Origin of the sequence: Halorubrum sp. CBA1229, from assembly GCF_003721435.2 — an archaeon.
Lineage (GTDB): Archaea > Halobacteriota > Halobacteria > Halobacteriales > Haloferacaceae > Halorubrum.
This window is the reverse complement of record NZ_CP054585.1, coordinates 965,285-981,561: the sequence shown is the minus strand read 5'-3', so window position 1 is coordinate 981,561 and position 16,277 is coordinate 965,285. Positions and strand designations below refer to the sequence as shown.

Below are 16,277 nucleotides of genomic sequence, written 5' to 3'. Positions count from 1 at the left end.
TAGTTGGAGGTCCTCTACGAGAAGTCCGGCTGGTCGAGGTCAGCGCGGGACGCGTGCCCGTTCTCGACGCGCTCGGCGAAGGCGTCCCACGCGTCGCCCTCCGGCCAGACGAGGTTGTCGTCGCCGTCGAACGTGTACCCGGCCTCTTGGAGCATCGTTCGAGCGGCGTCGACGTCGTACTCGTACGGCTCGGTCTCGCCGTGGTAGGGGGTCAAAAGCGGCGTGATCAGGTTCTGCCCCTCGATCGCCTCGCCGCGACCGCCGAGCGTGTTCTCGACGAACCCCTCCTTGTCGAAGGCGTGCGACAGCGCCACGCGGAACGTCTTGTCCCGGAACAGCGGGACGAGGTGACTGAGGTGGACGTCCGTGGGGACGTAGTTCCGCGACGTCTGCTTCTCGACGCCGCTCGGGTTCGCCGCGCGGTCGGCCTGCGCGTTCGAGACCGTCGTCCCGATGGCGTCGATGTCGCCGGACTGCATCGCGCCGATGAGCGTGGAGACGTTCCCGACGTTGGCGTGGACCATCTCGTCGATCCCGTCGCCGGGGACGAAGTACTCCCCGAGCAGCTCCTCGCGGACGTCGTCGTCCCACATCCAGTTGTTCTCGTGCTTTTCTAAGCGGAGCTCCGCCCCCTGCTCCCAGTTGACGAACGAGAACGGCCCGGTCCCGACCGGGTTCTCGGGGTTGTACTCGCTCGGGCTGTCGACGTCCGACCAGCGGTGCTCGGGGATGATGGCGCTGCGGACGACCCGCTGGGTAAGGAACGCGGCGTCCGGCTCCGTGAGGTTGAACCGGACGCGGCCGCCGCCGGTCTCCGAGAGCACCTCCACGGAGTCGATCGTCCGGATGAATGCGGCCTGCTGGGGCGCGTTGTGCTCCTTGTAGAACTCGACGCTGAACTTCACGTCGCTCGGGCCGAACGACTCGCCGTCGTGCCACTCGACGCCCTCTCTGAGGTCCATCTCGACGGTGGTGTCGTCGACGACGTCGGCGTTCGTCGCCAGGGCGGGGACGATCTCGAGCTGCGGCGAGGCGTCGAAGAGCCCGTCGTAGACGTTCAGGAGCCGTTTCTCCTCCTGACCGCCGCTGGAGAACGGGAGGTTCGTCCCCTGCATCCCCGAGGTGACCCCCTTCACCCAGGTCGTCGAGTCGCCCTGCGGCTGGAGGTTGACCTGCGTCCAGATGAACGAGTCGCGCGTGGTCCCGTTGCCGGGGGTCGGCACGTACCCCTCCCAGTCGGCGGTGTTGGCCACCGTGATGACCTCCGGGAAGTTCGCCGCGATGAGGTAGGCGTCCTCGTTGAGTTTGCGCTGGATCTCGTGGCAGATCTCGGCGCGCGCCTCCGTGTCGCCGATCGTCGACGCCTGCTCGTCTAACAGCTCCGTGACCTCGTCGTTCTTGTAGTTGTAGTAGTTCCCGCCCGTCTCCGGGTGCGCCCGCATCAGGAACGGGTTCGGGTCGAGCCCGCGCTGTGGGTCCGGCCCGTGGAGGTTCATCGTTATCGGCACCGGATGCCCGATGTCGGCCCGCCAGAACTCCCCGTACCGGGTGCTCGGCTGGACGTTGATCAGGTTGACGCCGACGCCGATGTCGTTCATCGACTGCTGGACGAGGAGCGCGAACTCCCGCATCCACGGGGTCTCGGCCTGCGCGAAGTGGGTGTCCACCTGGGGGACGGTCTCCCCCTCGACCGCGGTGTACTCGAACTGGATCGCCTCGTCGTTGACGTCGGACCCCTTCGACTCGACCGGCCACTCCTCCCAGAACTGCGTCTCGATCGACGCCGCGCCGCCGCCTCCGCCGTCGCTGCCGTCGCTGCCGTCGCTCCCGTCACTGCCGTCGCCGCCGTCGCCGCCGTCGCCGCCGTCACCGCCACAGCCGGCTATCCCCGCCATCCCGGCCGCGCCGGCGATCTGGATGAACCGCCGCCGTGATTTCGTGCCTGTCTCGATCTCGAAGCTCTTGTCTTGCGACATTCCACCCGTACGTATCCCCGTAACTCCGTTGTACCTACCCCCGATACCGCACAATATTCATCATTCTTTATTAGGGATACGAGATCCGAGGCCGATCGCGGCGGGTTCACCGTCTCCGCCGATCGAGAGCGGTCGCGCAGTTTCGATTCCGAGTCCCCGGTCGCTAGCTATCTGTCGGCGGCGTCGGTCGACGACTCGTCGGGGACGGAGAAGACGAGATCGAACAGCCGCTTCTCTGCGAGTCGCAGCCGCTCGCTGAGCGTCGACTGCGCGATGTCGAGCTCGGCGGCGATCTCGTCCGCCGACACTCGCCGCGGCGCGTCGAAGTACCCCATCCGATGGGCGGTCCGCAGCACGGTCAGCTGTTCGGGCGAGAGCTCGTTCCGCAGGGCTCGTCCGAGCTGTCCGCTTCCGAGCGGTTCGCCGGTCGTCTCGACCTGGTTCACGCTCAGGAGCTCGAACTCGCCGAACTGCTCCTGGATCCTGTCCGCGAGCGTCCGGAACGACTCCCACTCGGTGACCGTGACGACTCCGCGGAGGTGACCGTTCAGGAACTCCAACCGGTTCGGGATCGCGTTCTCACGCAGCACGACGCCGAGGAGGAACGGGTAGGGTTCGTGTGCGACGACGGTCAGCCGATAGGTCGGCTCCGTCGATCCGTCCACCACCTGCTCGCAGTGGAACAGTTCGACGCGAGAGAGGTCCGCCAACGCCGCTTCGGGGTCGAACGGCGACGCTGACGCGACGAGCAGCGACTCGATCCAGTCGCCGTCGTCCGCGTAGAAGGCGTTCTCGAAGTTGATCGACCGCACGTCGGGGACGCGTTCGGCGATCTCGCCGATGACGCCCGAGAGCGACGTCCGGAATTCAATACGAAGGATACTGAGTCACCTCTCGGTCGGGTAAGTCCGTTTCCGCGTGAGCTATATAGTGTTTTAGTCAGAACCGATCGCGGAGCTCGCCGCGGAGGTCCTCGAGGTCGAGGTCCTTCATCGCGAGCAGCACCAGGAGGTGGTAGACAAGGTCGGCGCTCTCGGCGGTGAGCTCCTCGAGGTCGTCGTCCTTCGCCGCGAGGATGGCCTCGGTCGACTCCTCGCCGATCTTCTCTAAGACGGCGTTCTCGCCCTTCTCGTGGGTGAACAGCGAGGCGGTGTACGACCCCTCGGGGAGCTCCGCCTTGCGCGACTCGATGGTGGCGAACAGCTCGTCGAGGACGGCCTCGCCGCTTCCGCCCGTCTCTTCGATTCTGCCCGCCTCGTCGCGTCCCGCTTCGGGGTCGCTCACGCGATCACCTCGCGCTGGGGGAAGAAGGCGAGGTCGTGGATCCGCGGGTCGTCGGTGAGCTCCGGGTGGAACGCGGTGGCGACGACGGGCCCGTCGCGCACCGCGACCGGGCGGCCGTCGACGGTCGCGAGCACCTCGACGTCCGCGCCGACCTCGTCGATGAGCGGCGCGCGGATGAACACGGCGTGGAACGGGTCGTCGAGCCCGGTCACCGGGATCTTCGCCTCGAAGGAGTCCTTCTGTCGGCCGAAGGCGTTGCGGTCGACGGAGGCGTCGACGAGCCCGAGCGCGTCGACCCGGTCGTCCTTCGCGTCCCGCGAGCAGACGATGAGCCCGGCGCAGGTGGCGAGCACGGGCTTCCCGCTCGCGACGTGGTCGCGGATCTCCGCGGCGATCCCCTCTCGGTGGATCAGCCGCGAGATGGTGGTCGACTCCCCGCCCGGCATGAGGAGGACGTCGCAGTCGGGCACGATCCCGGCGTCGCGGACCTCGACGACCTCCGCGGGTTCGTCGTGGGCGGCCGCGGCGTTCCGGACGGCGGCGGCGTGCTCGGCCACGTCGCCCTGCACGGCGATGACGCCTGCTTTCATGTGATCGACTCGGTCGGGGACGGGCAAAAAGGGCGCGCTACCGGTCGGTGGGCGGAGAGCGTTCGAACGGGGGTCGGACCGTTACGCGACGGTCAGCGAGAGGACCTGCACGAAGACGCCGAAGAGGACGCAGAACGCGAGGACGGTCTTGGGGCTCATCGAGATCGCGTTCCGGTCCTCGTTGTCGAAGTAGCGGACCAGTCCCGCACTGGACATCAGCCCGCCGGAGTTGGAACCACTGCTCATACCCGAGCGTGGTCCGCGCGTCGTTCTAAACGTTTCGCTCGCGGTCGACGAGCCGCGGCCGCGGTCGGCGACCCGAGACCGACAGCCCCCGCGTATCGCCGAGTGGGAAACCCTTATGCGCGGTCCGACGGTAGAATCGCCCGGATAATGACTGTTCGACTGCTGGATTTTCACGCTGACTGGTGCGGCCCGTGTAAGACGCAGGACCCGATCCTGGAGGAGATCCAGGAGGACCTCGGCGACGCCTTCGAGCTCCAGAAGGTGAACGTCGACGAGGAGCAGGACGTCGCCAACCAGTATCAGGTACGCTCGCTCCCGACGCTGATCATCGAGAACGACGACGGCGTCGTGGACCGATTCGTCGGCGTCACCCAGCGCGAGGACATCGAGGCCGCGCTGTCCGAGGCCGGCGCCTGAGGCTCGGCACGCACGCCCGAAACGGCGGCGGAGCGGGTCGCCGATCCGCCGCCGCGTCTCGCAACCTTTTACAGCGTCGCCGCGACAGTAGCCGTATGGCCAGCTTCGACGCCGCGGAACGCCGCAACCTCGACCGGCAGATCTGCATGCGCTGTAACGCTCGCAACTCTTCCGACGCGAAGCGCTGCCGCAAGTGCGGCTACAAGAACCTCCGCCCCAAGGCGAAGGAACGCCGCGCGACGTAAGCGATCGTTCCGTAATCGGTTCTCTGCGGCTCGGTTGGGTCTGTTAGCTACGTGTGCGTCGTCTCCGACGATCGCTGGGTCGATTCTTTATAAATGGCCACTGATTCTTTATAAATGGCTGACTAGTAATCTCTGACAGACGCTTCCAAAGCCCTAGCCGCTCGGCTGTACGTGCGGGATAACAGATCGACGGTGAACGCCTTCAAAGCCCCAGCCGTGAGGCGGACGCACGCTCGCTGCGCGCTTCAGTCGCTCACTTCGTTCGCTCCTTCCAGTGCTTGCGTCGCCTGCGCCCGCCTCACGGCTGCCCCTTTGAGTCCCACCCTGACCGCACAGCACCGCACCTCACGCCTCCCCAACCTCGTCGGTCGCCCTCCACGTTGCTCCGGGCGACCGACTCCCTCGCGCGGCGCTCCTCGCGCTCGCTTATAAGCGAGCGCTCGGAGGCGCGCGCCACCACAACTGTTGATTTATAAATAACCACCGCGCCCTTCGCTCGTTATCGAGCGGCTACCCGCCCCACGACCTATCCCAACACCGCGAGCGCGAGGAGCATCCCGCCGGCGGCGGCGGGCGGGATAGTGAGGTTGTCGTCGACGGCGACGCCGCGGATCATCGGCGGGAGCCCGTCGGCGACGGCGGCGGGGGCGGCGCCCGCCATCGCGACGACGACGCCCACGTCGGGGCCGAACGTCGGGATGGTGAAGGGGACGGCGAGTCCGAAGCAGACGAGGAACATCGCGACCCACGCGGCGGGCCGCTTCGGTTCCGTGGCGTCGTTGTCCCCGAGCGCGCCGCTGACGGGGTCGCCCACGGAGAGCATCCACATCGCGGGGATCGCGAGCGTCGGCTCCAAGAGGAGGACCGCGCCGGTCATGCTCACTTGGTACAGCGCGTAGCCGGCGAGCGCGTCGGTCTCGTACTCTCGGGTGAGCTTCCGGTAGAGCCAGTGGTTGAGGCCGATCACGAGCCGGAGGAACTCCAACGCGAGGACGACGGCGAGCGCGGCCACGAGGAAGTAGCGCGTCTCCGTCCACGTGAACCAGCCGAGCAGGTACGGCACCGGGTAGAGGGTCCCCCCGGAGTGGACCAGCCGCCGCTCGAACTCCACCTCGGTCCGCCACTCCGCCGCCGGAAGGGGCACGGGTTCAGCTGGTCTCGACGTCGGTCTCGACCGTCTCGTACCGGTCCAGCAGCGCGTCGAACGACTCGCCCGCGCGGAGCGCGGCCAGCTCGCCGGCCAACTCGTCGGCGGGGACCCGGACCTGCGCCGCCGAGTCGCGCTCGCGGACGGTGACGGTGTCGGGGCCGTCACCCTCGATCCCGTCGCGGTCGACCGTGACGCAGAACGGCGTGCCGACCTCGTCCTGCCGGCGGTAGCGCCGCCCGATCGAGCCGGAGTCGTCGTACGCCACCGCGAGGCCGGCCGCGCGCAGGTCGGCGGCGACCCGGTCCGCGAGTTCCACGAGCCGGTCGTCGTTGGTCACCAGCGGGAACACCGCGGCGTCCTGCGGCGCGATCTCGGGCTCTAAGGAGAGGTACGTCCGGGCCTCGTCGTCGACCTCGTCCTCGCGGTACGAGTGCGCGAGGAGCGTCTGGACGGTGCGGCCCACGCCGAAGGAGGGCTCGACGACGTGCGGCGTGATGTGCTCGCCGCTCTCGGTGGTCTCCTCGACCGCGAAGTTCGCGACGTCGACGTCGACCTCACGCGTGTCCCCGTTCACGTCGACCGAGACCGTCTCGCCGTCGAAGGCGTCGGGGTCGCGCTCGGCGAGCGTCTCAAGCGCGTCGGCGACCGCGCCGGCGTCGCCGCCGAACTCGGGGCCGAGGACCGACATGTCGGGGTCGACCGTCGCGCGCTCGACCGTCTTCGGCTCGTCGTAGCGCTTGAACACCGTAAAGGAATCGTCGCCGTACTCGCCGTGCTTCGAGAGGTCGTAGTCGGAGCGGTAGGAGAACCCGGCGATCTCGATCCAGTCGCCGTCGACCTCGCTCTCCGCGTCCCAGCAGTCGGCCGCGTAGTGGGCGCGCTCGCCCGCGAGGTGCTGGCGGAACCGGAACCGGTCGGTGTCGACGCCGACGCGCTCGTACCACTCCTTGGCGACGCCGAGGTAGTAGCCGACCCACGGGGAGCCGATGACGCCCTCGTCGACCGCCTCGCCGACCGTCGTCTCGACGTACTCGCCGTCCTCGGCCTCCTGTTCGGTCGCCGGGTACAGCCGCACGCCGACGTCGCGGACGCGGTCCAGCGGTGGTTCGTCCTCCTCCGGGTCGATGAACTGCTCCAGCTCGGCCTGCGTGAACTCGCGCAGGCGGAGGAGCCCGCCGCGCGGCGAGATCTCGTTGCGGTAGGCGGGGCCGATCTGGGTGATCCCGAACGGGAGGTTCCCGCGGGCGTACTCCTTCAGCCGCGGGAACTCGACGAAGATCCCCTGCGCGGTCTCCGGCCGGAGGTAGCCGGGCTGGCCGTCGCCCGGCCCGATGTCGGTCGCGAACATGAGGTTGAAGTCCTCGACCGGCTCGCCCGCGAGCGGGGTGCCGCAGGAGGGGCAGGCGATGTCGTTGTCAGCGATGAGGGCCTCGACCTCGTCGCCGGGGAGCGCCTCGGCGTCCTCGATGTCGGTGACCGCCTCGACGAGGTGGTCGGCGCGGTGGGACTCGCCGCACTCGCCGCACTCGACGAGCATGTCGTCGAACCCCTCCAGGTGACCTGAGGCCTCGAAGACGGGCTCGGGCATCACCGTCGGCGCCTCGATCTCGCGGTTCCCCTCGCGGATGGTGAACCGGTCGCGCCACGCGTCCTCTAAGTTCCGCTTCAGCGCCGCGCCCTGCGGACCGAACGTGTAGAAGCCGGCCGTCCCCCCGTACGCGCCGTTCGAGCCGAAGAAGAAGCCGCGCCGCTTCGCCAGCTCGACGAGGTCGCCCGCGGCCATCTAGAGGCCCTCCAGCAGGTCCACGTCGCGCACGATGCCGTCGAGGTCGGTGCCGTTGACCAGGGGGACCTGCTCGATGTCGTTGCTGATGAGCTCCTGGGCGACCTCCTTCGCCGTCCGGGTGGGGCTGACCGTGATCAGGTCCGCGGTCATGAAGTGGCGGGTCGCCCCGGCCGGGAGCTCCACGTTGCGGGTCGGGAGGTAGCGCGCGCCGGTCGCCTTGATGCCCTCCCACGACCACTCGGAGTCCTGCTCGGCGATGGAGTCGCCCGTGCTCGCCTCGCCCTCGACGACGCGGGCGACTTCGAGGATGTCGACCTCGGTGAGCATGCCCGCGATCGCGGCGTCGTCGTCCAGTACGACCGCGTAGGGGACGTTCGCGAGCCCGATCTCCCGCTCGGCGACCGGCAGCGGGGTCTCGGTGTGGGTCGCGTTGACCGCCGTGGTCGCGAGCCCGCCGACCTCGGTGTCACCGTCGATCTTGCCGCGGGCGATCGCCCGCACCACGTCGGTGACCGTGAGGATACCGACGATCCGATCGCCGTCGACGACCGGGAGCCGGCGGGAGCTCTCGGCGACCATCGTGGCCGCGGCGCCGACGATGTCGTCGTCAGCGCCGACCGTCGGGACCTCCCGCATCAGCAGCGCGAGCTGGTCTTCGTCCGGCTGCTCGATGAGGTCGTCCCGGCTGACGAGCCCGCGGTACACCTCGTCGCCGTCGACGTCCTTCACGACGGGGACCGAGGAGAAACCGTACTCTTGGATGTACTCCAGCACGTCGTTCCGGCTCCCCGGGATCTCGACGACGACGAGATCCGACCGCGGCGTCATGGCGTCTGATACGTTCATGCACCGTCTTTCAGCGTGGCACCTCTTGTATACTGCGAAGGTGGTCGGCGACGGCGCGGGGGAAGCTCGGCGCTCGCCGGCGGGGTTCGACCCTCCGAGGCGGGACGCACACGACACCGATTCAACCCGTCCGTCGGATCGACGCGCAACGCAGCTGATACCCGTCCGATCGACGGCGTAAGACCGGTTCAACCGTTGATTCCGTTGCTCGATGCGGGGATCCACCGACGGCGGACGGCTCCGGTCCGGAACCCTTATACCTACTGTGAACAATTCACAATCATGTCACGGAGTTCCACTCCTTGGGACGACCCGGACCCCGATCACCGTCGGACGGCGCTGCCCACGGATCCGACGCTCGACGCCGACGACTCCCCGGACGTGATGGCGTCGATCGACTCGTCGGCGTCGCGACCGGAGCTGGTGATCGCGGACGTCTCGCGGGAGAACGCGTGGGTCTCGGTCGACGAGACCGACGCGACCGTCCTCGAAGAGTGGTGCTGATTCGGTAGTCGCTCGACGACCGGCGGCGGCCGTCCCGCCCTCCGGCCGGCCGCGGTCACGCGGGTCCGCGGACCCCTTCTCCGACTTCCCACGCCCGGATCAGCGACGCGATCGTCCGACACGTCGGCGCCGCGGCCCCGAAGCGGTCGGCGCGGTCGGCGACGGCGCCGTAGATCGCGTCGACCTCGGTCCGCCGCCCGGCGGCGACGTCCTCGTGCATCGACGAGCGGTTGTCGGCTGTGTCGGCGGCGACGCGCTCGACAGCCGCGACCGCCTCGTCGTCGCCGAGATCGACGCCGTCGGCGCGCGCGACGCGAGCCACCTCCCGGGCCGCCTCGCGCGCCACCTCGCCGCCCGGCCCGTCGAGCGTCGCGCCGTTCGAGAGGCGGGCGAGCGCCGACGGGCCGTTGATCCCCGCGTTGACCGCGAGCTTCTCGTACCGGCGCCGGGGCATGTCGGCGGCGACCGTCGTCTCGATCCCGGCCTCGTCGAACGCGGCGCCCACGCGCTCGGCGAGGGGATCCGGGCCGCCGGCGAGCGAGCCGACGACGACCTCGCCGACCCCGGTACACGTCACCCGGCCCGGTTCGGCGAGGAGAGCGCCGTAGCTCGCGGTGCCCGCGAGTACCGTCGGGTCGAGCGCGGCGACGAGCCGCTCCTCGGTGAGCCCGTTCTGGAGCGAGCAGACCGCGTCGTACTCGCCCGTCGCGAGCGCCCGCGCCGCCGCGTCCGTGTCGTAGGCCTTCGTCGTGACCACGGCGAGGTCGGCGGCGCGGTGCGTCCCGTCCGTGAGCGCTCGCGGGTGAACGCGCGCGTCGATTTCCCCGTCGATCCGGAGCCCGTCCTCGCGGATCCGCCGCATGTGCGGGTCTCGTCCCACGAGGGTGACGTCGTGAACCCGGGACAACAGCCCGCCGATCAGGCTGCCGAGCGCGCCGGCGCCGTAGACGAGGACCTCCATGTGTGCTCCCACGGGACGCGACTGAAAAGGCGTGGCGGTGGCGCGGGCCGCCGCGCAGCGGCGGTTCCGGGCCGCGACGGCGACGACGCGCCGCCTCGGTCACCCCTTGAGCCCGCTCCCGGTCAGGGGGACGACGACGTCGTCGTCGGGCGCGAGCGTCCCGCGCTCGCGGAGCTCCCGGAGCGCGGCCGGCGCGACGGCGCAGGTCGGCTCGGTGTAGAAGCCCGCCCGGTGGAGCCGGTCGAGCTCGCGCTCCGCCGCCGACTCCGCGACCGCGAGCGCGTCCCCGTCGCTCTCGGCGATCGCGTCGAGGATCTCCGCCCGGCGAACCGGCTCCGCGATCTGGATCCCGTCTGCGGCGTCGTTGACGCGCCCGCCGGGGTCGGCCGCCTCGGGGCCGTGGAGCTCCCGGACGACCGGGGCGACGCCGGCCGCCTGCGCGCCGAACAGCCGGGGGACCGCGTCGATCCAGCCGGCGCGTTCGAGCCGTCGGAACCCCCGGTACGCGCCGAGGAAGAGGGTCCCGTGGCCGAGCGGGGTGACGACCGCGTCCGGGGCCTCCCAGCCGCGCTGGGCGGCAATCTCGTAGGCGACCGTGGCGGTGCCCTCGAAGAACGCCGGGTTCCAGGCGTGGCTGGCGTACCACGAATCGCCCTCCCCGAGCGCGGCGACGCAGGCGTCCGTCACGTCGCTCCGGCTCCCCTCGATCCGGACCGGTTCGGCCCCGGCGCGGCGGATCGCGCGGAGCTTCGACTCCTTGACGTCGGCCGGGACGTACACCGCGGCGTCGATCCCCGCCCGGGCCGCGTACGTCGCGATCGCCGCGCCGGCGTTGCCGGAGGAGTCCTCGACGACGCGGTCGACGCCGAGCTCTCTGGCGCGCGTGAGCGTCGTCGTCGCGCCCCGGTCCTTAAATGAGCCGGTGGGGAAGACGTACTCCAGCTTGAATTCTGCGTTCCACTCCGCTCCGTCGGCTCGGGCACCGCTCCGCGGACCGTCGGCGTCGACGAGCGGCGTCATTCCCTCGCCCAGCGTCACGCGGTCGGTCGGGTTATCGCCGACGGCGAGGAATTCCGCGAACGCCCAGAGCCCGTCGCGGGCGCCGAGTGACTCCTCCTCCGCCGGATCCGTCGACAACCGGTCTGGCTCCGGTCGGTCCGGGATCGGCGGGTCGGCGAAGTTCAGGGGCGCGCCGCACTCGCAGCGCCACCGGTCGGCGACGACCGTCCCGCACTCGGAGCAGACGAGTCGTCTCGGAGTCGCGTCCGCGTCCCTCGCGTCCGCTCCCGCTGGGTCCGTCCCTCCCGTCGGATCGTCGCCGTCCGACATCAGTAGCGGTCGACGTTGGTGCCGACCGAGCAGACGTACTCGCCGGCGGCGACCTGCGGGAGCCGCCGGGTGCGCCAGAAGACGCCGTCGGCGTCGGCGGTCACGCGCCCCTTCAGCTCGCCGAAGGTGTCGGTCACCTTAAAAAGGAGATCACCGGCCGAGACGCGCTCGCCGAGGTCGCGATCGAACCGGACGAGCCCGCCCGCGGGCGACCCGTACTGGTCGAATCCGCGCGCGCGGACCTGCCGTTCGGTCTCGACGTCGCCGTCGAGGAAGCCGTAGTGGCGGAGCACGTTGAACACGCCGTCGACGCCGTACCGGATCGACTCCTCGTCCCAGCCGACGGCGCCCCCGAGCTCCGGGTCGATGGTCGGGACCCCGTGCTCCGGTCCGGCCCGGGCGAGCTGGCCGTCCGGGCCCTTGATGTCGAGGACGTGCCCGCAGCCGAACACCTTCGCGAGCTCCAGGCAGTCGCCGTGGAGGTGGTGCCGGACCCCGCACCGAACCCGCGTCTCGTTTATCATGCGGCTGGTCGACCCCTGGTGCAGGTCTAAGATGAGGTCCGCGCGCTTCGCCGCCTGGAACGTCGCGTGGGCGATCCGCTCGCTGGTCGTCCCGTCCTCGTCGCCGGGGTATCCCCGGTTCATCTTCCGATCGTCGATCGGGTTCCGGTGCTCCGCGACCTGGAATCCGAAGTAGTTGACGATGCCGACGACGAGGACCGCGCCGGAGAGCTCCGTCGGGTCGATCCGCGGGACGACGCGGTTGACGACCCCAAGCCCGTTGAGCTCGTCACCGTCGCTGACCGCCTGCACGTACAGCGTCTGCCCGTCGGTCGCGCCGTTGACGACGGCGACCGGCAGCCGAACGGGGCTCCCGTCCCGCGTCTCGCCCACTTCGAGACGGCCCGTGTCCGTCTCGCCCGGCGGGGCGCGGGCCGTTCCAAGGGTGATCATTACGCGAACGTGGGCCGGCCGGCCCTTTATCCGTTCGGTCCGCGGCGATCACCCGACACAAGCTTTATCGCCGTCTCGGTCGACAAACCGGTACCGAACGCCGCGTTCGCCGAGCGCTCGGGACCGGCACGCGCTCCGTCGCGCCGGACCCGACCCCGGCGATCCGGCATCCCGGCCGGCGGTCGGGTGCGGTCCCACACACATGAGCATCGACATCGACCCGCTGTCGGACGACGCCGGCCTCACGGTCACGGACCACATCGAGAACACCCAGTTCGAGGTGTACACCGACCGTGCCGTCGAGCCGGTCGCGAGTCCCGACGGCGCCCACTACTTCCCCGTCGACACGAGTGTCACCATCGAGACCGCGTCGGTCGAGATCCCCCGAGTCACCATCGTCGAGACGCGCGCCGGCGACGGGACCCTCCTCACCCGCGGGGACTCCTACGAGATGCCCGACGGGACGTACCACGTCGGTATCGACCCCGCGCCGACCAAGCTGTACCTCGCGTTCGACTCCGGGTTCTCGGTGTCGACGACGGACCGGACCACCCGGATCGACCTCGACGCGCCCGCCGAAATCGCGCTCGGGTTCCGGTCGCTCCACCAGTTGCCCGCCGGGACGATCGAGACGCCCACCGACCCCGAGTCGCTGATGGAGGCGGTGTCGCTGCTCGGCTCCGCGCTCCAGACGACGAGCCCCGAGCGGTCGTTCCCCACCCTCCGGGGACACCCGCCGCTGATCGAGCCGGGCGACGAGCTCCGCGTGCCGGACCGGATCGAGTCGCCCGACTCCGGCGTCCGCATCGTCGTGCCGCCGACGTACGAGCACCTCTACCCGGTCGTCTCGCTGGCGTACTACTTCGCGGCCGAGGTCGTGCCCGGGGACGCCCCCCGGATCGAGGGCGACGGCTGGACGTACCCGCTGGAGCCCGACTTCGAGCGCCGGACCGCCGAGGTCCTCCGGCAGTCGTTCCACTTCGACTGCCTCGCCCGCACCGAGGGGTTCTATCCGGTCGATCTCCACGAGCGCGAGACGACCGATATCGACCTCGACTGGGGCCGCCTGTACGACTTGCCGCTCGCGGAGCGCCTCGGCGAGTACCTCGACGTGCCCTTCGACCGCGTCGAGCCCGAACTCCCGCAGTGGACGCTGACGACCGACGTGCGACCCGACCCCGGCAACGTCGAGATGCTCCCGTTCGTCGCCGGGGAGCTGTCGGTCGTCCGGTCTCCCGAGACGGTCACCCCGGTGACCGCGGATGAGGGCGGCGGAGTCGGTCTCTTCCGCACGCCGGGCGCCGACTCGGCTCCCCGCTCGGCGCCGCTCGGTCCCGACGAGTTCGTTCGCGGCGGCGCCGGGACCGAGTCCGTTCGGGACGCCGGCGTCTCCCGCGGCGCCGACGCCTCGACCGACCGCAGCGCGGTCCCCGCGGACGCCGACTTCGTGCAGCCGGAATCGGTCGACACCGTCGAGCACGCGTGGGTGGGCGAGGGCGTCCCGCTCGACGCGAACAAGGCCACGCTCGACGCGTACTACCGCCGGCTGGAGGCCGGTCAGGTCGAGCAGTCGCGGATCTCCGTGCTCGTCGTCTGCAACGACGAGCAGATGCGCGAGGAGGGCGAGGTGGCGGACCTGTACGGCCTCCGCGACATGGTCCAGTTCGACATCGAGGTGCGCCACGACCTCACCCGCGCGGAGATGCGCGACGTCCTCGAGTCCGACGTCGACTTCCTCCACTACGTCGGCCACGTCGACGAGCGGGGGATGCAGTGTACCGACGACTACCTCGACCTGACCGACGAGGAGCTCGACGTCGGAATCAGCGCTTTCCTGCTCAACGCCTGCCAGTCGTACCGGCAGGGCGAGGCGCTGGTCCACCGCGGCTCCCGCGGCGGCATCGTCACCCTCTCCGACGTGGCGAATTCGCCGGCGACCCAGCTCGGTCGGATCATCGCGCGGCTGATGAACGGCGGCTTCAATCTCCGCACCGCGCTAAACGTCGCGAAGCGTGAACTGATCACCGGGCACCAGTACATCGTCGTCGGCGACGGCGGGGCGACGATCTGTCAGAGCCAGAGCGGGGCGGCTGCGGTGATCGAGGTACGTCACGAGGGTCCGCCGTGGGACCTCTCGGTCAAGGCGTATCCGAACGGCCCCTACGGCTCAGGAACGCTGACGATGCCGACTATTGCATCGGTTTCATCCAACCATTACGTTCCGGGTGACATCGATCTGTGCGATGTCACCGAATCCCAGCTAAAGAATTTCCTCGACCTTGAGGTAGTACCGGTCTTCACCGAAACGGGACTCGTCTGGAGCGATGAATTCGACTGATTACGGCCCGGCGGTCGACGAGAGTACGCCTGCCGACGCCGGCGCCGCCTGCGTCAGCAGGAGGAGCGCGGTGAACAGGACGCCGGCCATCTTCGGGTGCTCTGCCACGTAGTCTGCAACACTTTCGTGCATATTACATCAAATATCGCGTGTAATTAAATCACACGTTGTTCTGCGGCAACTAGTTACGGATATTTGAACATTTGAAACTGAGAATTAATAGCTCACCGCGGACGGATAAATCGCCTATTAACCCGTACGCACCGGTGCGTTGAAGGGGATTTCGTCGGACGTACGGATATGGGCGAGTCGGAGGACGTCGACATCCTGGACCCGTTCCGCCAGTTCTTCTCGCTGCGGCGGGACGTGCTCGTGCTGTCGCTCGCCATGTTCGCGTTCAGCCTCGGGTTCCAGATGACGAACCGGTACGTTCCGGAGTACATGTCGGCGCTGGGGGCGAGCGCGTTCGTCATCGGGCTGTTCGGGAGCGTCGGCAACGTCATCGGCGCGGTGTACCCGTACCCGGGCGGGCGGCTCTCGGACCGGATCGGGTCGCGGGTCGCGCTCACGCTGTTCGGGCTCCTCTCGAGTTTGGGGTTCGGCGTGTGGCTCGTCGCGCCGACCCTCGGGACCGTGACGGTCGGCGGCGTCGCGTTGGAGCCGTGGATCTGGATCTTCGTCGGGCTCTTCTTAGCGCAGGCGTGGAAGTCGTTCGGCCTCGGCGCGACGTTCGCGATCGTCAAGCAGTCGGTCCCGCCGGAGCGGCTGGCGCGCGGGTTCGCCAGCACGGAGGTGTTCCGCCGGACCGCGTTCCTGATCGGCCCGCTGATCGCGGCGGGGATCATCCAGTACGCGGCCGACTTCACAGTGAGCTTCCAGTACGTGCTCGCGGTGGCGCTCCTGTTCGGCGTCGTCGCCACCGCGCTCCAACACGTCCTCTACGACGCCGAGGCGGACACGCTCGGCAAGGAGTTCGCGGGAGTGAGCGAGGTGATCGAGGACCTCCGCAGCCTCCCGCCGGAGCTCCGCCCGCTGCTCGTCGGCGACACCCTCGTGCGGTTCGCGAACGGGATGGTGTACGTCTTCTTCGTCATCGTGATCACGCAGTTCCTCGAGGTCGGCCTCGACGTCGGCCCCCTGTCGCTGTCGCCGGCGGCCTTCTTCGGCGTGCTGCTGGCGATCGAGATGCTGGTCGCGCTCGTCTCCATGCCGCCCGCGGCGCGGGCCGCCGAGCGAGTGGGGCTCAAGCCGGTCGTCGCGCTCGGCTTCCTCGTGTACGCCGTCTTCCCCGTGCTGCTCATCAACGTCCCGGCCGATACGCCGCTGACCGCGCCGCTCGTCGTCGTCCTGTTCGCGTTCTCGGGGCTGCGGTTCGCCGGGCTCCCGGCGCACAAGGCGCTGATCGTCGGGCCCGCCGAGCGCGACACGGGCGGCCGCGTCTCCGGGTCGTACTACCTCCTCCGCAACGCGGTCGTCATCCCGAGCGCGGCGCTCGGCGGACTGATCTACGGCGGGTTCTCCGTGCCGGGGACCGACGTCTCCGTCGCGGGGGACCCCGTCGTCGCGTTCGGGCTCGCGAGCGCGATCGGGCTCGTCGGCGTCGCGTACTTCGCGCTGTTCGGGACGGAGTACGACGCGTACGCCTGACC

The 16,277-nt window shown here is 69.5% G+C and carries 17 protein-coding genes; 5 read left to right on the top strand and 12 right to left on the bottom strand.

What is annotated here, in order from left to right:
• Positions 1 to 14: 14 nt before the first annotated feature.
• From Hrr1229_RS04930 to Hrr1229_RS04910, 5 genes are all read right to left on the bottom strand, one after another.
• Positions 15 to 1,976 (bottom strand): ABC transporter substrate-binding protein, encoded by a 1,962-nt coding sequence (locus tag Hrr1229_RS04930; RefSeq protein WP_123113921.1) that lies wholly within the window; start codon positions 1,974 to 1,976, stop codon positions 15 to 17.
• 167 nt (positions 1,977 to 2,143) lie between these two features.
• On the bottom strand, positions 2,144 to 2,788 hold the full coding sequence (locus tag Hrr1229_RS04925; protein ID WP_255212562.1) for a helix-turn-helix domain-containing protein: 645 nt from the start codon (positions 2,786 to 2,788) through the stop codon (positions 2,144 to 2,146).
• A 127-nt stretch (positions 2,789 to 2,915) separates the two neighbouring features.
• Positions 2,916 to 3,221, bottom strand: a complete 306-nt coding sequence (gene hisE, locus Hrr1229_RS04920) for a phosphoribosyl-ATP diphosphatase (RefSeq protein WP_123114915.1) — start codon at positions 3,219 to 3,221, stop codon at positions 2,916 to 2,918.
• 35 nt (positions 3,222 to 3,256) lie between these two features.
• On the bottom strand, positions 3,257 to 3,850 hold the full coding sequence (gene pdxT / locus Hrr1229_RS04915) for a pyridoxal 5'-phosphate synthase glutaminase subunit PdxT (protein WP_123113923.1): 594 nt from the start codon (positions 3,848 to 3,850) through the stop codon (positions 3,257 to 3,259).
• Positions 3,851 to 3,931: 81 nt separating this feature from the next.
• Positions 3,932 to 4,096 carry a preprotein translocase subunit Sec61beta gene (locus tag Hrr1229_RS04910; protein ID WP_123113924.1) on the bottom strand — a complete coding sequence of 55 codons (165 nt, stop codon included), beginning with the start codon at positions 4,094 to 4,096 and terminating at the stop codon, positions 3,932 to 3,934.
• A gap of 147 nt (positions 4,097 to 4,243) precedes the next feature.
• Here Hrr1229_RS04910 and Hrr1229_RS04905 point away from each other — a divergent pair, with 147 nt between their 5' ends.
• Together Hrr1229_RS04905 and Hrr1229_RS04900 are read left to right on the top strand one after the other, a co-directional pair.
• Entirely contained in the window at positions 4,244 to 4,513 is a 270-nt protein-coding gene (locus Hrr1229_RS04905) for a thioredoxin domain-containing protein (RefSeq protein WP_008002506.1), read from the top strand.
• 95 nt (positions 4,514 to 4,608) lie between these two features.
• Entirely contained in the window at positions 4,609 to 4,758 is a 150-nt protein-coding gene (locus Hrr1229_RS04900; protein ID WP_123113925.1) for a 50S ribosomal protein L40e, read from the top strand.
• A 526-nt stretch (positions 4,759 to 5,284) separates the two neighbouring features.
• Here Hrr1229_RS04900 and Hrr1229_RS04895 read toward each other — a convergent pair.
• From Hrr1229_RS04895 to Hrr1229_RS04885, 3 genes are read right to left on the bottom strand one after another with little or no spacing between them, the layout of a single operon-like run.
• On the bottom strand, positions 5,285 to 5,902 hold the full coding sequence (locus Hrr1229_RS04895) for a dolichol kinase (RefSeq protein ID WP_123113926.1): 618 nt from the start codon (positions 5,900 to 5,902) through the stop codon (positions 5,285 to 5,287).
• A 4-nt stretch (positions 5,903 to 5,906) separates the two neighbouring features.
• Entirely contained in the window at positions 5,907 to 7,691 is a 1,785-nt protein-coding gene (glyS, locus tag Hrr1229_RS04890) for a glycine--tRNA ligase (RefSeq protein WP_123113927.1), read from the bottom strand.
• Positions 7,692 to 8,540: a CBS domain-containing protein gene (locus Hrr1229_RS04885; protein ID WP_123113928.1), complete on the bottom strand. Its 849-nt coding sequence runs from the start codon at positions 8,538 to 8,540 to the stop codon at positions 7,692 to 7,694.
• Between the two features lie 282 nt (positions 8,541 to 8,822).
• Here Hrr1229_RS04885 and Hrr1229_RS04880 point away from each other — a divergent pair, with 282 nt between their 5' ends.
• Positions 8,823 to 9,044 carry a hypothetical protein gene (locus Hrr1229_RS04880; protein WP_123113929.1) on the top strand — a complete coding sequence of 74 codons (222 nt, stop codon included), beginning with the start codon at positions 8,823 to 8,825 and terminating at the stop codon, positions 9,042 to 9,044.
• A gap of 55 nt (positions 9,045 to 9,099) precedes the next feature.
• Here Hrr1229_RS04880 and Hrr1229_RS04875 read toward each other — a convergent pair whose 3' ends face one another.
• The 3 genes from Hrr1229_RS04875 to Hrr1229_RS04865 all read right to left on the bottom strand — a co-directional run bounded on the left by Hrr1229_RS04875 (position 9,100) and on the right by Hrr1229_RS04865 (position 12,290).
• Positions 9,100 to 10,005, bottom strand: coding sequence for a ketopantoate reductase family protein (locus tag Hrr1229_RS04875; protein WP_123113930.1), 906 nt, complete (start codon positions 10,003 to 10,005; stop codon positions 9,100 to 9,102).
• Between the two features lie 99 nt (positions 10,006 to 10,104).
• A complete protein-coding gene (locus tag Hrr1229_RS04870) occupies positions 10,105 to 11,334 on the bottom strand; it encodes a threonine synthase (protein ID WP_123113931.1) in 1,230 nt (409 codons plus the stop codon).
• A complete protein-coding gene (locus Hrr1229_RS04865) occupies positions 11,334 to 12,290 on the bottom strand; it encodes a succinylglutamate desuccinylase/aspartoacylase family protein (protein WP_123113932.1) in 957 nt (318 codons plus the stop codon). Before Hrr1229_RS04865 ends, Hrr1229_RS04870 begins: the two co-directional genes overlap by 1 nt.
• 202 nt (positions 12,291 to 12,492) lie before the next feature.
• Here Hrr1229_RS04865 and Hrr1229_RS04860 point away from each other — a divergent pair, with 202 nt between their 5' ends.
• Entirely contained in the window at positions 12,493 to 14,628 is a 2,136-nt protein-coding gene (locus tag Hrr1229_RS04860) for a caspase family protein (RefSeq protein WP_123113933.1), read from the top strand.
• Here the strand turns inward: Hrr1229_RS04860 and Hrr1229_RS18130 are convergent, their stop codons facing one another.
• The gene (locus Hrr1229_RS18130; RefSeq protein WP_255212561.1) at positions 14,629 to 14,760 is read right to left on the bottom strand and encodes a hypothetical protein; all 132 of its coding nucleotides are present in this window, start codon (positions 14,758 to 14,760) and stop codon (positions 14,629 to 14,631) included.
• 168 nt (positions 14,761 to 14,928) lie between these two features.
• Here Hrr1229_RS18130 and Hrr1229_RS04855 point away from each other — a divergent pair, with 168 nt between their 5' ends.
• Complete coding sequence (locus tag Hrr1229_RS04855; protein ID WP_123113934.1) at positions 14,929 to 16,275, top strand: MFS transporter; 1,347 nt, start codon at positions 14,929 to 14,931, stop codon at positions 16,273 to 16,275.
• The last annotated feature ends 2 nt before the right edge of the window (positions 16,276 to 16,277 follow it).

Bases quoted from the DNA above. Each gene is read 5' to 3' on its own strand.
- glyS (WP_123113927.1), bottom strand. From the start codon at position 7,691: ATGGCCGCGGGCGACCTCGTCGAGCTGGCGAAGCGGCGCGGCTTCTTC.
- Hrr1229_RS04905 (WP_008002506.1), top strand. From the start codon at position 4,244: ATGACTGTTCGACTGCTGGATTTTCACGCTGACTGGTGCGGCCCGTGT.
- Hrr1229_RS04900 (WP_123113925.1), top strand. From the start codon at position 4,609: ATGGCCAGCTTCGACGCCGCGGAACGCCGCAACCTCGACCGGCAGATC.
- Hrr1229_RS04870 (WP_123113931.1), bottom strand. From the start codon at position 11,334: ATGTCGGACGGCGACGATCCGACGGGAGGGACGGACCCAGCGGGAGCG.
- Hrr1229_RS04885 (WP_123113928.1), bottom strand. From the start codon at position 8,540: ATGAACGTATCAGACGCCATGACGCCGCGGTCGGATCTCGTCGTCGTC.
- Hrr1229_RS04860 (WP_123113933.1), top strand. From the start codon at position 12,493: ATGAGCATCGACATCGACCCGCTGTCGGACGACGCCGGCCTCACGGTC.
- Hrr1229_RS04865 (WP_123113932.1), bottom strand. From the start codon at position 12,290: ATGATCACCCTTGGAACGGCCCGCGCCCCGCCGGGCGAGACGGACACG.
- Hrr1229_RS04910 (WP_123113924.1), bottom strand. From the start codon at position 4,096: ATGAGCAGTGGTTCCAACTCCGGCGGGCTGATGTCCAGTGCGGGACTG.
- Hrr1229_RS04875 (WP_123113930.1), bottom strand. From the start codon at position 10,005: ATGGAGGTCCTCGTCTACGGCGCCGGCGCGCTCGGCAGCCTGATCGGC.
- Hrr1229_RS04880 (WP_123113929.1), top strand. From the start codon at position 8,823: ATGTCACGGAGTTCCACTCCTTGGGACGACCCGGACCCCGATCACCGT.
- Hrr1229_RS18130 (WP_255212561.1), bottom strand. From the start codon at position 14,760: ATGCACGAAAGTGTTGCAGACTACGTGGCAGAGCACCCGAAGATGGCC.
- Hrr1229_RS04930 (WP_123113921.1), bottom strand. From the start codon at position 1,976: ATGTCGCAAGACAAGAGCTTCGAGATCGAGACAGGCACGAAATCACGG.
- Hrr1229_RS04855 (WP_123113934.1), top strand. From the start codon at position 14,929: ATGGGCGAGTCGGAGGACGTCGACATCCTGGACCCGTTCCGCCAGTTC.
- pdxT (WP_123113923.1), bottom strand. From the start codon at position 3,850: ATGAAAGCAGGCGTCATCGCCGTGCAGGGCGACGTGGCCGAGCACGCC.